The 13,524-nt window shown below is 66.0% G+C and carries 15 protein-coding genes and 1 tRNA gene; 11 read left to right on the top strand and 5 right to left on the bottom strand.

All coding sequences use genetic code 11. From position 1 onward, the window contains the following. Positions 1–436, bottom strand: a 436-nt coding sequence (locus FRZ03_RS18580) for an alcohol dehydrogenase catalytic domain-containing protein (protein ID WP_186785487.1), incomplete at its 3' end; no start/stop codon positions are given. 128 nt (positions 437–564) lie between these two features. Between FRZ03_RS18580 and FRZ03_RS18585 the strand changes: the two genes are divergently transcribed. Next, positions 565–1,002, top strand: a complete 438-nt coding sequence (locus FRZ03_RS18585) for a MarR family winged helix-turn-helix transcriptional regulator (RefSeq protein ID WP_146466294.1) — start codon at positions 565–567, stop codon at positions 1,000–1,002. 606 nt (positions 1,003–1,608) lie between these two features. On the opposite strand, the gene fdhD is transcribed toward FRZ03_RS18585, so the two are convergent. Then, the gene (gene fdhD / locus FRZ03_RS18595) at positions 1,609–2,457 is read right to left on the bottom strand and encodes a formate dehydrogenase accessory sulfurtransferase FdhD (RefSeq protein ID WP_146466296.1); all 849 of its coding nucleotides are present in this window, start codon (positions 2,455–2,457) and stop codon (positions 1,609–1,611) included. 299 nt (positions 2,458–2,756) lie between these two features. On the opposite strand from fdhD, the gene FRZ03_RS18600 reads away from it, so the two are divergent. Both FRZ03_RS18600 and FRZ03_RS18605 read left to right on the top strand, forming a co-directional pair. Further along, positions 2,757–3,704 carry a beta-ketoacyl-ACP synthase III gene (locus FRZ03_RS18600; RefSeq protein ID WP_146466297.1) on the top strand — a complete coding sequence of 316 codons (948 nt, stop codon included), beginning with the start codon at positions 2,757–2,759 and terminating at the stop codon, positions 3,702–3,704. A gap of 257 nt (positions 3,705–3,961) precedes the next feature. Continuing rightward, positions 3,962–4,049, top strand: a tRNA-Leu gene (locus FRZ03_RS18605). An 88-nt stretch (positions 4,050–4,137) separates the two neighbouring features. On the opposite strand, the gene FRZ03_RS18610 is transcribed toward FRZ03_RS18605, so the two are convergent. Then, entirely contained in the window at positions 4,138–5,409 is a 1,272-nt protein-coding gene (locus tag FRZ03_RS18610; protein ID WP_146466298.1) for a tyrosine-type recombinase/integrase, read from the bottom strand. Positions 5,410–5,417: 8 nt separating this feature from the next. Next, entirely contained in the window at positions 5,418–5,987 is a 570-nt protein-coding gene (locus FRZ03_RS18615) for a hypothetical protein (protein WP_146466299.1), read from the bottom strand. A 148-nt stretch (positions 5,988–6,135) separates the two neighbouring features. Between FRZ03_RS18615 and FRZ03_RS18620 the strand changes: the two genes are divergently transcribed. The 8 genes from FRZ03_RS18620 (at position 6,136) to FRZ03_RS18650 (ending at position 12,137) form a co-directional block, all read left to right on the top strand. Further along, positions 6,136–6,288, top strand: a complete 153-nt coding sequence (locus FRZ03_RS18620; protein WP_146466366.1) for a helix-turn-helix domain-containing protein — start codon at positions 6,136–6,138, stop codon at positions 6,286–6,288. A gap of 66 nt (positions 6,289–6,354) precedes the next feature. Continuing rightward, positions 6,355–6,954: a hypothetical protein gene (locus tag FRZ03_RS39180; protein WP_186785488.1), complete on the top strand. Its 600-nt coding sequence runs from the start codon at positions 6,355–6,357 to the stop codon at positions 6,952–6,954. Between the two features lie 335 nt (positions 6,955–7,289). Beyond that, positions 7,290–7,634 carry a hypothetical protein gene (locus FRZ03_RS18625; RefSeq protein ID WP_146466300.1) on the top strand — a complete coding sequence of 115 codons (345 nt, stop codon included), beginning with the start codon at positions 7,290–7,292 and terminating at the stop codon, positions 7,632–7,634. A 15-nt stretch (positions 7,635–7,649) separates the two neighbouring features. Next, positions 7,650–8,558: a phage major capsid protein gene (locus tag FRZ03_RS18630; RefSeq protein ID WP_146466301.1), complete on the top strand. Its 909-nt coding sequence runs from the start codon at positions 7,650–7,652 to the stop codon at positions 8,556–8,558. Between the two features lie 118 nt (positions 8,559–8,676). Further along, a complete protein-coding gene (locus tag FRZ03_RS18635) occupies positions 8,677–9,027 on the top strand; it encodes a hypothetical protein (protein ID WP_261399249.1) in 351 nt (116 codons plus the stop codon). A gap of 310 nt (positions 9,028–9,337) precedes the next feature. Beyond that, positions 9,338–9,808 carry an HNH endonuclease gene (locus FRZ03_RS18640; protein WP_222443391.1) on the top strand — a complete coding sequence of 157 codons (471 nt, stop codon included), beginning with the start codon at positions 9,338–9,340 and terminating at the stop codon, positions 9,806–9,808. A 192-nt stretch (positions 9,809–10,000) separates the two neighbouring features. Next, complete coding sequence (locus tag FRZ03_RS18645) at positions 10,001–10,693, top strand: Lsr2 family DNA-binding protein (protein ID WP_146466303.1); 693 nt, start codon at positions 10,001–10,003, stop codon at positions 10,691–10,693. Positions 10,694–10,781: 88 nt separating this feature from the next. After that, positions 10,782–12,137 (top strand): DUF3987 domain-containing protein, encoded by a 1,356-nt coding sequence (locus tag FRZ03_RS18650; RefSeq protein WP_146466304.1) that lies wholly within the window; start codon positions 10,782–10,784, stop codon positions 12,135–12,137. A gap of 66 nt (positions 12,138–12,203) precedes the next feature. Here FRZ03_RS18650 and FRZ03_RS18655 read toward each other — a convergent pair whose 3' ends face one another. Further along, entirely contained in the window at positions 12,204–13,421 is a 1,218-nt protein-coding gene (locus FRZ03_RS18655; RefSeq protein WP_146466305.1) for a helix-turn-helix transcriptional regulator, read from the bottom strand. Positions 13,422–13,524 lie beyond the last annotated feature (103 nt).

Below are 13,524 nucleotides of genomic sequence, written 5' to 3' on the forward strand. Positions count from 1 at the left end.
GTCCCACCCCGCTCGCCGCCGCCGTCACCAGCACCGACTCGCCCGGCTCCGTTCGGGCCGCCGCCAGCGCGCCGAGCGCCACCAGGCCGCTGCGCACCAGGGCCACCGCCTCCACCGCGCCGACGCCCTCCGGCACCGGCGAGGTCATGGCCTCCTGAAGTACCGCGTAGTCGGCGTACCCGTGACCGAAGCACAGCCCGGTCACCCGGTCCCCGGCCCGGAAGCGGGTCACCCCCGCGCCGGTCGCCACCACCTCACCCGCCAGCTCGCCGCCCAGCGGAATCGGCTCGGCGGCCTCGCGGACCTTGCGGACGACCGGCAAGGTGACCCCGATCGCCGCGCAGCGCACCAGCAGCTCCCCGGGGCCGGGCTCCGGGACACCGGTCTCCTCCAGGAACAGCGGACCACCGCGGGACTCGTACCGGACGCGACGCATCGCCACCTCCACAGCCGGGGAGCCCGGCGGGATCGGTCGTGGGAGACACCCACGAAGTCGTTGGGAGCCCCAACGATAGGCGGGGATTCATGGGGAAGTCCAACGGTTTCTCGGATAGGCTGCCGGCCATGGCCGAAGCACCCCTGACCGCGATCCGTTCCCTGCCCAGCTGGCTCCTCGGCCGGGCCGCCGCCCGGGGCCGCGCCCTGGTCGCCGACGCCCTCGCCGTGGAGGGCCTGAAGATGTGGCACTACGTGGTGCTCTCCGCCGTCCGCGACCTCGCGCCCGTCGCCCAGGCCGACCTCGCCCGGGGCATCGCCCTCGACCCCAAGGACCTCGTCGGCATCCTCAACGACCTCCAGGACGCCGGTCTCGTCGTCCGCGCTCCCGACCCCGGCGACCGCCGCAAGAACGCCGTCTCCCTCACCGACCGGGGCGACCGGCTCCTGGCGCGCTGCGAAGACGCCGCCCGCGCCGCCAACGACACCCTGCTCGCCCCGCTGACCGCCGCCGAACGCGACCGCTTCATGGACCTGCTGACCCGGATCTCCGGCACGGACCAGTGACCGGGGCGGGGTCGGCGGGCGCTGCCGACCCCGCCCTCAGACCAGCGTTCCGCCCCCGTCCACGGCCATTACGGAACCGGTGCTGTCCCCCCGAGCATCAGATACAGAGACGCCTCCGCCGCCGCATCCGCGGGCTCAAGCGACGCGGCCGCGGCACGGAACCGGGCCCCGCGCTCCGCCTCCGGCAGGTCCCGCCGCAGCTCCGTGCGCACCACGCCGGACGCGACCGCGGTGACCCGCAGCGGCGCCTCCTCCAGCGCCGGCGCCCGCGTCAGGGACTCCAACGCCCCGCACAGCGCCCCCACCACGCTCGCCCCGAGCGGCGGCCGGCACTCCGCCGCCCCGTGGTCACCACCACCGGCCCGCCCGCTCGGACCGACCCGGCGCCGTGCTTCACCGCCGAGCAGGCACCCCACACCCTCGTGTTCGGGAAGCGCCGCGCCCGCGCCGGTTCGGTCCCCGCCACACCCACGTCCGACGAGGTCCTGCCGGCGTGCGCGCAGGACCGCCGCTCGCCGCCGCTCGCCGCCGCTCGCCGCGTTCGCCGAGAACGCGGCCGAGGCGCACGGGCGCGGCCGAGGGGGCTGATCGGTGCGGGCCGGGCGGTCAGCCGCGCACGGCACCCTGCGGCAGAGCGATCCGGTCCTCTCCCGCGTACACGTTCATCGAGCTGCCGCGCAGGAATCCGACGAGCGTCAGACCGGTCTCCGCGGCCAGGTCCACCGCCAGCGACGACGGCGCGGACACGGCGGCCAGCACCGGTATCCCGGCCATCACCGCCTTCTGCGCCAGCTCGAACGAGGCCCGCCCGGAGACCATGAGCACCGTCCGGGACAGGGGCAGCCCGCCGCTCTGCAGCGCCCGCCCCACCAGCTTGTCGACCGCGTTGTGCCGGCCCACGTCCTCCTTGACGTCCAGGAGCTCCCCGTCCTCGGTGAACAGGGCGGCGGCATGCAGACCCCCGGTCCGGTCGAACACCCGCTGAGCCGTCCGCAGCCGGTCGGGCAGCTCCGCCAGCAGTTCGGTGGTGACACGGAGGCGGGGGCTGTCGGCGATTGGCCAGCGGGTGGTCGTACGGACCGCGTCCAGACTGGCCTTGCCGCACAGGCCGCACGAGGAGGAGGTGTAGACGTTGCGCTCCAGAGCGAAATCGGGCAACGTCACGCCCGGCGCGGTCTTCACGTCGACCACGTTGTAGGTGTTCGAGCCGTCCGCCGTCGCGCCCGCGCAGTAGACGATGTTCTGCAGGTCGGACGCGGACGCCAGGACGCCCTCGCTCACCAGGAACCCCGCCGCCAGCGCGAAGTCGTCGCCAGGGGTGCGCATGGTGATCGCGAGCGGCTTGCCGTTCAGCCGGATCTCCAGGGGTTCCTCGGCGACGAGCGTGTCGGGCCGCGCGGAGACCGCCCCGTCCCGGATGCGGAGCACCTTGCGTCGTTCCGTGACTCGTCCCATGTCCTGATCAGTCCCGGTTCTCTCCGTGCCGGCGGCCGAAACGGCCCTTCCTGCGGTGACAGCCGACCACCCCACCGGCGGGGCGGGGCGGCCTCACGATCTCATTGTCCTGCACACGGACGAGGAGGCCGCGGCCCACTGCGCCATCCGTGCAGCGCGACCCCGCCCCGACCCGGCGGTGCTGCCGAGAGCCGACAAATCACCTGCCCGATTCCTGTGGCTTCACGTGCCGTTGTACCCGCGAGTCACTGGACAGACTGTGGCTCCCGCTACCCACGGCAACGAGGGGGACCCCCGTCATGCACGGCTCGCGCATCGCCGCCATCGGCCACTACCAGCCCGCCAAGGTGCTCACCAACGACGACCTGGCCCGCATGGTCGACACCGACGACGAGTGGATCCGCACCCGGGTGGGCATCCACACCCGCCACATCGCCGGCCCCGACGAGCCGGTGGACGAGCTCGCCGCGCACGCCGCCGCCAAGGCCCTCGCCGCCGCCGGGCACACCCCCGCCGACATCGACCTGGTCGTGGTCGCCACCTCCACCGCGATCGAACGGTCCCCGAACACCGCCGCCCGGGTCGCCGCCCGGCTCGGCATCCCGAGCCCCGCCGCCATGGACGTCAACGTGGTCTGTGCGGGGTTCACCCACGCCCTGGCCACCGCCGACCACGCCGTCCGCGCCGGCGCGGCCATCCGCGCCCTGGTCATCGGCGCCGAGAAGATGTCCGACGTCACCGACTGGACCGACCGCAGCACCTGCGTCCTCGTCGGCGACGGGGCCGGAGCCGCGGTGGTCGAGGCGTGCGCACCGGGGGAGGAGCCCGGGATCGGTCCCGTGCTGTGGGGATCGGTGCCCGAGATGGGGCACATGGTGCGGATCGAGGGGACGCCGCCGAGGTTCGCGCAGGAGGGGCCGAGCGTCTACCGCTGGGCCACCACCCAACTGCCCGCCATCGCCCGCCGGACCTGCGAGCGGGCCGGCCTCGCCCCCGAGGACCTCGCCGGGGTCGTCCTCCACCAGGCCAACCTGCGCATCATCGAACCGCTCGCCGAGAAGCTGGGCGCCGTCAACGCGGTGATCGCCCGCGACGTCACCGTGTCCGGCAACACCTCCGCCGCCAGCATCCCCCTCGCCTTCTCCAAGCTCGTCGAGCAGGGCGCGCTGGTCAGCGGTGACCCGGTGCTGCTCTTCGGCTTCGGCGGCAACCTGTCGTACGCCGGTCAGGTCGTCCACTGCCCGTAAGCACGGCACCGGAACGGGGGAGCCCGTAGGCATGGCACGGAACGGGGGAGCCCGTAGGCACGGCACCGGAACGGGGGAGTCCGCAGCGCCCGTACCGCGCGGTGCCCTGACCCACCGTGTGCGGCGTCTCGCGTTCCGTATGCGGCTGCCGTCCCACCCCCTGCGGCCCGAATACGCAGGTGAAACCCACTCCGAAACCTTGGTATTGTTGTCCGTGTCGCCGCGAGGGAAGCCCCTCGCAAGGCGGCAGACACCTGGTCCGGGTGGCGGAATGGCAGACGCGCTAGCTTGAGGTGCTAGTGCCCTTTATCGGGCGTGGGGGTTCAAGTCCCCCCTCGGACACCAGCAGAGGCCCCAGGTCACCTGGGGTTTTTCTGTTTCTCAGACTGCGGCGTGACCAACCACGTGACCAACAGCCTGGAGACTTCCCAGGTCAGACCAGGGATGACAGGCCGAGTCGGCCAGCACCGGAGGCGGCCAGTCGGCGCGCTCCGTCCTTACGAGAGTGGCCGTACCGGGCCATCGTGTAGCCCGGCGAGTGGTGCCGGACGTTGGCGGAGACCTCTACGGGGTTCTCCCCGGCCTCCAGATCGTTCGTGACCTTGCTGTGCCTCCAGTCGTGAATCCGGAAGTCCTCCGGCAGGTGCAGGCGGGTGCGCAGGGTGCGCCACCGTGCCGAGACCTTCTCAGGGTCCTGCGGGCCGCCAGCCTCGCCCCGGTACAACTTGAAGCCGTCACGGGCGAACACAAGGTCATGATCGACCCAGGCGGAGCCGAGACGTGCCCGCTCGGCGTCCTGCCGCTCCTTCTGCCACTTCAGAACGTTCATGACGCTCTGGTCCACGTAGATCAGCGCGTTGTCGTCACCGTCCTTGGTCAGCTTCCGAAGGCGGTAGGTGTTGCCCTCTTCGACCACGACCCAGCCCAGCTCGATGGCTCCCTCTTCCCAGTGGATCAGAGACCACTTCATCCCCAGGGCCTCACTGCGCCGGACGCCGGTAGCGGCGTAGACGGTCCACAGCGGAGCGTCCCGGAGACAGTGATGGGTCAGGCCACCGTCACAGGCCCGGTTCCCGCAGGGCTCCCAGACGGTTGCCAGGAAGCGGGCCGTCTGCCTGTCGTCCACGGTGGGGTACTTCTGTTCCTGTGCCCGTATCTCCCGCGCCGTGGGTGGGTGAGCCGTTGCCGCCGGGTTGGCGGGGATCAGCTTGGGCACTGCGGCCCCGAGAGCGCCGGACAGGATGTTGTGGACGTGCCGGACGCTCTTGGCCCCGAGCGGCTTGCCCTTGTTGGTCGGACACGGAGCGGTCTCCAAGAGCCGGTACAGATCATCAAGTGTCTCGTCGGTGACCTCGCACAGCTTCACGCTGCCGATGTGCGGCTTGATGTGTAGACGGATCTTCGTCTCGTACCCAGCCACGGTCGTTCCCTCCTTCCTCAGATTCGACAGCCACTTGTCGAGCCAGTCACCCAGCTTCATGTCCGAGCGGGCCGCGATCTTGCCCGCGTCGTAGTTGCTGTGCCACTCCCGCAGCGCCTTCTCTGCTGCGGTCTTGGTCGGGTACTCCCGACCGATCCAGTAGCGCTCCTTCTTTCCTGTCGCCTTGTTGAAGTGAAGGGGCGTGCGCACACCCCAGGTGTTCGGTCTCCCCTTGCGCGGGATCTCCACCGGAGTCCCCCCGAGACCGTTGCCGCGCTTTGCCACTGGCGTGGTTACTCCTCATCTCGCGTATCTGGATTGGTTTGCTGAGCGCCAGGAACGATGCGCGCCAAGATGGCGGATGCCTTCTCCGTGAGCGCCCCTCCCGCCCGGCCGGCCGACCCCGTCAGCAGGCCCCGTTTCCGGGCCTGCCACAGGTGCCCCTTGACGGTCGACTGGCTCTTGCCGACTCGTTCGGCAAGGTGCGCCAACGGGCCGATGCCGCCCTGGTTGACGTAGGTCACGTACGCGCTGGCAAGTAGCGCCAGGTACTCGTCCGTGACCCCTTGCGCGGCAGCGCGCTTGAGGCGCTGTGTGCGATCTGCCTCGTACCGCTCGCGAACCTCGCTGCGAAGCTCGGACACGGCCGTCTGACGCCGCAGCGCTTCCCCTGCCTCCTTGAAGTCGATCTGTCGCAGCACGGTGGAACTGATGCCACCTGGCGGATAGCCAGTCCCGCCCTTCGGCCGGACCACCAGAACGGCGGGCCCGCCTTGCGTGGCCCCCTTCGGCCACTGCATCTCGATCACCCACGGGCCCAGGTCCTGTACGACGACCGGGCCCCCTTCTTGTTCGTTGCTCACGAGGCCCAACCTACCAGGCCCAACCTGTTTGGCAAGCAGGTTTGACACTCGTGGTGGGTGAGCGTACTTCTGGAGGTAGGCCGGACAGCACCGGGCAGGACACTCCGCCCGTGGGCCGCGAATCGGAGGAGACGCATTGGCGAAGCTCATGACAGTTGAGGACGTGGCCGACTACCTGAACAAGCCCCGTTCTTGGGTGTACGGGAACTGGAAGGCGGAGCAGATCCCGTTCCGCAAGGTGGGTCAGTCCCTCCGTTGCCGCCCTGCGGACTTGGAAAAGTGGCTGGACAGCCAGAACTGAAGAACTGCGGTAGGTGAACGCCCCTGGCGCAACCGGGGGCTTTTGTGTTTCCAGGGTGAGGACGGAATGGCAACAGTAGACACGAAACACGTTCAATTGGTTTGTGCGTGGTGCAAGGAGGAATGGACGTTCCTCCGCCCCAAAGGCAGGCGGGGGCCGAATCCGGCGACCAATCCGGACCACCCACAGTGCGGAGTGAAGCGGCAGAACCAGAATCGCGCTATCAGTCGCCAGCGAGAGCGTCAGGGAATCGTCTACGAAGCGTGGAACCTCCGCCCTCCGGCCAGGGCGGACGACTTGACGGTGCAGGAAGAATCCGCCCGACGGGATGTCGTCGAACGGCCTTGGTGGCGCAGTTGCTCGGTAACGGAACTGAACGAGGGGAATCACCGCCACCTTTGGGACGAGTGGCGGAGCGATGACAAGACCGACGTGGACAGCACCGTCATGTACTCGAACGAGGAAGACCGGAAGACAGTAGAAAGGTGGTTCCAGGACAGCCGGGCCGCTAAGACAGGCGACTACCTAGGCCAGACGGTCAGCCGGGGAAAGAAGCTAGCCGTCATCGGCTCTGCTCGTCCTTGGAGCGAGGCCAACCGGCCTGGGGACCTGCTGTGCACGAGGGGACCGTTGGAACGCATGGAACCGCTCGTCATGGGCGCGTGACGCCGACCCATGTCCGATTATTTATAGGAGTGAGAGAGCTTTCTCTTGAGTTGGGGACCAGTGGGCGCCGGTACCCCGACGCGGACGAGAGTCCGGGCCTGTTTGAAGTCCAGAGCATGTTGTGAAGGTGCTCAAATGCAGCTCTGCGGATACCTGCCTGTGAGACACAGCAGCGACAACACAGAGTCAGTCCCACACCCTGTGAAGTAAATGTACGGGGTAAGGGACCTGTCTTCTCTTACGTTGTCCTGTTGTGAGTTATAGGGCCGCCTAAGAGCGGCCCTTCTCTCTACCACATCTTCTTCTCTCATTTAGTTCTCTAGGAGGTGTCGCCAATGAGCGACGCACAACAGATTCCCGAGGCCATGCCGGCCGAACCTTCCAACCCCGTTCTAGCCCAGGTGGAACGGGAGTATTCCGAGAAGCTGGCTCGGGCTGAACTCAAGGGCTACGCAGCCCAGGCCGGGATCACTCTCCCCGACGGATTCACCGACTATCTGGATGGTTCCAAGCTGCTAGGTGAAGACGGTAAGCCTTCGGCTGACGCCATGGACAAGGCCCTGGCACCCTTCAGGCCCAAGGAACCGACTTTCCCTCATCTGGTCGGCGCGGGCCCTAACCGCAGCGGCGGCCCTCTTCCCGAGCGCCCCCGCGTTTCTCTCGATGTTCGTAAGCGATAATTAGGAGCACTCCATATGACTCTTGCCTACCAGCAGCCTGGCACCACGACCTTTATTCCGGAAATTTTCGACGCCGACCTCATTACGCAGTTCGATCCGCTTCTTGTCTGGGCCTCTCCCATTTGTAGCAACAACAAGTATGAAGGGGAGATCCGGCAGAAGGGCGATGTGGTCCACATCAACAGCCTTCTTCGGCCCACCGTGGGCGATTACACGATCGCTGATGGGATGACGGCCCAGCGGCCGGAAACCGTGGACCAGAAGCTGACCATTACTGAGGCGAAGTTCCTTCAGGTTCTCGTGGAGGACGCGGAACGGGTTCAGCTTGCCGGGGGCCTTGACTCGCCGATCAACCAGCAGATGATCCGGGCCCTGGCCCGCGAGGCTGACATCTTCATGGGAAACATCATCGCCGCCGGGGCGACGGCACTACCGGCCATCACCCCGACCGCTGCCAACATCCCCCAGAGCCTCTACAGCGCGATCCTGGACATGATGCTGGCCCTGGATGATAACGACATCCCGGCAGGCCGTTACGTGGTCGTCTCGCCGCGTGTGAAGCGGTATCTCATCGAACACCCCGCCGTGGCTGACGCTGCCGCGTACGGCGAGGGTGGCGTGACTGCGAACGGTGTTGTTGCTCGCCTTGCTGGCTTCACCATCCTGACCACCACGGCCATGCCTGCCGGTGTGGACATCGTGGCGGGTCACTCTGAATTCGCCACCTACGCCAGCCAGTTCACGGGCTTCCGCGAGGGGCAGTCGGAGAAGTACCGCGCTGACTACATCGACACCCTGCACCTGTACGGCGGCAAGATTGTGCGGTACCCGGAGCTGGACACCAAGAAGGCCGACAACACCTTTGACGAGACCAAGCCGACCAAGGGAATCGTGAAGACTGCTGTCACCTGGCCTACGGCCTAACCCTTGATTAGTTCGGGCCCCTGTTCATGTGATGAACGGGGGCCGGTTCTTTTTCACCGTCCGTCGATCAGAAGCCTGCGCCGGCCATCGACCGTGCGTAACGGAAACTGGAGGTCCCATGCCGAAGATGCGTAACCCGAACTCTCCGCACAGCCGATACAAGGGACTGCTCGAACTGCCCTGGGATCACGGTCTACCGGTGCCCGACATGCCATCTGGCCGGGAGTGGACGGAGGCAGAGCGCGGCCAGTGGCGGCAGTGGTGGGAGTCCCCACAGGCCGCAATGTGGGACGAGTCGTTCATTCCCGCTGTGGCCGTGATGCTGACGTACTTCGGGAAGATTCTGGACGGCTCGGCGAACGCCAATCATCAAATGGAGTTCCGCCACCTGGCCACGTCTTTGGGGCTCACGGCAGACGGTATGAAGCGTCTGGGCTGGACGTTCCAGAGCGGGGGTGGCGACCAGTGAGCGCACGACGAGCGGCGAAGGCCGGAGCCGCTGATATCCACGACGGGACGCATCGACCGGGCGTCGAATGCCCCTGGTCAGAGTCACAGTGCCCCGGTTGTGTGCAAGAGTTCGCCATGCACACCGGCTGGGAGTTGACGGGCCTCGAACGCCCCTGGGACGGCTCCCTGAGGCACGAGCCGGAACACTGCTTCGTCTGCCGATAGGCAGATCAGCAAGACTGACTGTCAGTGCAGTCGGCTACCGTCTCGCCAAAGGCGAGTCGGGAGGGCCAGTGGGGCGGGAACGGTTTCAGTTGTGGGTGCACCTGATGGTGCTCATGTCCAACGAGGGGCTCTGCGTCTACTGCGAAGACGCAGAGTCAGAGGTAATGGATCACGTCATCCCTCTAGCCAAAGGGGGCCCACATCACTGGAAGAACCTTGTTCCGGCGTGCATAGCTTGTAACGAAAGCAAGGGAGACAGGCTATTCCCTCGCTGGCTCATGGAAATTGAAGCCAATCCTAGGGGATGGGAGCAATTGACGATTCGAGATGCCTGCGAAGTAATCCATAAAGAGCAAAACGGGGCCATCGAGCGAATAGAGGCCGTGTATGCCGAGATAGCTAACGAGAAGCGCATTAAGTGGTTTATTAACAACACCTGGCTCGGCGTTCCAGAGAGTAAGGCATTTATTGATCAATGGAGGGGAGAAATCCTGAGGGAAAAGGAGCGCGCTGCTCGCGAGGCAGGGTATCCGCCGCCTCCACCACTTCCATATTTTGATTGGCGAACGCGATGACAGGAACACACCCCCGGTGGGTCCTATTCTTTATTCAATTACCATTACCCCCATATTGAGTAATGTGTCAGTTATTCATTAGTTACCGTCCCGTGATAGGGGTGCGGAAGAATAGAAGTCAAGCGGGGAGGCCGTAGAGCAACGCTCCGGAACCTCGCTCAGACTTCCGCACTATCAAAGGAATGCAGCGCCATGCGTAAGACGGTTTTGGTGCTCGTTGAAAAGCTGTACTGCGATGCCCACATTGCGCGTGATGGATCTGAGGTAGAGGCCACAGCGTCACTGAAGCTTGGTAGGGACACGTGGCATCTCTGCCTGGAACACAATGTCTCATTCGGGCGGTACCTCTGTGACGCTCTGGGCGCTCCGCCCGAGAGTGAGGCCGTAGAGGTTGAGCCTGTCTCGGAGCCGGAGCCGGAGCCGGAGCCGGAGCCGGAGCCTGCCGCTGTTCAGTCCGTCATGATCGCTGGTGAGGTACCCGGCTACGAGTGGGACGACGCGCGGGAAGCGGTACGCAACCTGGGCTATGAGGTGGTCGGCCGTGCCGATGACAGCACGGTCCTTCTGATCCTGGGTGAGGGTGGCGACCGGAACGCCACCAAGCTGCGGGATGCTTCCGAGCGTGGCATTCCTGTCATGGATGTGCGCAAGCCGGGACGCTTCAAGTCTGCTATTCGCTCAGGTGAATTGGTCGGTGGTGACCCGCTTCCGGAGCCTGCCAAGGTCGACCGCTCGGGGATGAGCGAGCGTGAGCGGAACCGTGCCGTACGAGCGTGGGCACGAGAGAACGGCTACGCCGTGCCGACCAAGGGTCGAATCCCGATGCACGTGCGCCATGCATGGGAGCACCGGGACGAGTCGGAGGGAAAAGCGGCAGCGGCCTGACCGCCGCCCTTGCCGTGCCGGGCGTCGAGTGCGCCCGGCCTCCCCGGCCACGGGCCGCCCAACCAACCCTGTTCGAGATAGAGGCAGCATGAGCACCCCCGTTCTCTACGGTCCCATCGGTCGCGCGGTTCGTAAGATCACGCCGTTCCTGGAAACGGATGCGCTGGGGGTGTACGTGTCCGCCCTCTCGATGTGGTCGGCTGCTATCGGTGGCTCGGTCAAGGTGTCTTCCCGTGGCCCCCGACCCGTGCTGTTGTGGTCCGCTCTGGTGGCCGGTACCGGGCGCGGTAAGGGAACCGCGCTCCGGGCCGCTCATCACGTCCTGGACAAGGCTCTGGGCCGTTTTCTGGCGACTCACACAACGAGTGGGATCACGTCCGGGGCGAGTCTGGTGAACCACCTCTGGGAGCAGCAGGAAGCAACGGCCGAGACCGAGCACGGGCGGGACGTGCGCGCCCTGGTGGTCGAAGAGGAGTGGTCGGAAGTGCTCCGCAGAGTGAAGCGGGACGCATCGTTCACGACCAAGCTACGGACCGCTTGGGATGGGGCAACGCTCCGCAACACCACGAAGGATGAGGCACAGGAAGTACGCGACCCGGCAATGGTCCTGCACTGTCACGTGACGCCCTCTGACTGGTCCAAGTACGTCGGTGAGTCCGAAGCGGCCGGAGGCTCGTACAACCGCATCCTCCCCTTCCTGCTGGGGTCGGTGCCCCTACTGGACGACGACCGGGTAAGCCTGCCGGAAGTGGACGGGCGGGAACTGGCCGACGCTTACGGATGGGCCACGGCCAGGCCGCGTGTGATCACGCTTACGGAGGATGCCCGGCCACTGTGGCGGATCGTGCGCCGCTACGCCCGCATCCTGGGTGAGGCCCTGCCCGAGGGGCAGGCCGTGTTCATCGAGCGAACGGCCGAACAGACGCTCAGGGTTGCGGCCTGTCTGGCAGCGTCCGAGTGCTCGGAGACGGTCACGGAAGAGATGCTGTCCGCCGCCTTCAGCTTGGTACGCCGGTCTGTGCAAGACGCCGTCCGCATCACCAAGGGGGCGACCTCTCCGAAGGTGAAGCGTCAGCCGCTCAGCCTTGAGGACAAGGTGCGGGCCCGGATCGAGATGCACGGCGGCCGGGCCACTTCCTCTCAGGTGCTCCCGTACGTGGGTGCCAGCGCGGCTGAGGTTCGCGCACTGCCCGGAATCGTCGTGACCGTGGAACGGTCGGGGAGGACGGGACGGCCAGCCACCGTCTTCACCCTCGGAGGAAACGGAGAGTCAACAGAAACGGTTGCGGAACCGGTGCCGGCCGAGCCGGAGCGTGAGCAGAACCGTGCACGGGTTGTCCGTCTGGATGCTTACCGCTCGGAACCGACACGGGCCCCCGGACCTGCGTCAAAACCGAAGCGGCCTGTAGCGCTCGAAGGCAATCCATTCCGCGCGCTGCTCTAGCGAATCAAATGTCAGCCCCGTACTCGCTACCTTTGTCTGGTAGCGAGTACGGGGATTCTTTACTTTCTAAGCTGTCTGATGCTCAGTAAGCAGGGCGGCAACCTCCGGCACATCCGAGAAATCCTTCAACTTCCGAAGCACCACCCTCACTCGTTCCGCTGTCCTTTCGGACGCAACATCAGATGATATTGCAATCACCCGTTCCGCTACTGAGACTGCCTCTTCAGGCTCGTTGGCGTCCGCAAATGCGACAGCAAGCCACGACAGATAGAGCGCCATTTCGCGCGTGTGCGTTGCGTCGTAATCGCTGAGCACGTCCCGGAGCAGCGGTACAGCGCGCAACGGGCGGTGAAGTTCTGTGTAGACCCTGGATTCCATGACCCGGAGTTCGCCAGCATCCACCCAATACAGGTAAGCGGGTGACTCCGTGCCGGGCGTGTCTTCGCTAAGCGCCTCTGCGGCTTCCCCCAACGCACGCATGGCCTGTTGGCCATGTTCGATGCCCCCAGCTTTCGTGTGAGCCCACGCCACACGATCCAAATACAGCGCGCGGGCCTTCGGCGGGGCACCGAGGCCAGCGTCATTTAGTGCGGCTTCCGCCAACGTTACGGCTTCAACTTCCCTTCCGGTGTTGCTGAGTTGGTAGGCGAGTGATCCGGCGATATTCCCAGCAAGAGTGTGGTCTTCCGCCTGTCTCGCTGCGCTGATCCCGATCCGATAGATGCGCTCTGCCTCTTCGTGTTGCCCGGCATCGCTCGCAATCCATCCGGCGATTTGAGCTAATTCGCCAATCTGTCTGAGAAGTTGGCGTCCTACTTCGCTGCTGTAGGTGTTCTCTCGGTACAGCTTCACAGCGCGCCGAAGGTCTCGGAGAGCCGGGCGGATTAGGTCTCCTCCGGCAAGCACATCATCAGCAAGCCTGAGCCCGTGCACGCGCTGTTGCAGAACTTCCGCCGTGCTCATTCCGATGCGGCGTCCTGTGCGGGCTCCCAGTGGGCTTAGCGGGTCGTCTTCGGGTAGGAAGTCAGCAAGTGTCGGCAAAGGTGATTCAGCGGGCTTCTGGGGCGCCCTAAGGGCGTCGACGGGCACACTCAGGGCGGCAGCGAGGAACGGCAGCCATTCGCGGGGCGTCCGCTTGCCTGTCTCCCAACGGCTGATCTCCTGACGCCCGACTGGTTCGCCGATCACCCCAGCTGCACGGCAGACCTCACGCGCTAGCCGTGCCTGACTCCAGTCCCGATCTTCGCGGAATCGACGGATGTTGGCCCCGATGACGCTGGTCATGTCCCCATTCTGGCCGACAGGTGGCCTACAGGTGGCCGCTATGCCCTCACTGTCTGAGGCAGAAGGGTCGACAGGCGCAAGGACCCCCGCGACGCGCGAACGT

Source organism: Streptomyces misionensis (assembly GCF_007896895.1).
GTDB lineage: Bacteria > Actinomycetota > Actinomycetes > Streptomycetales > Streptomycetaceae > Streptomyces > Streptomyces misionensis_A.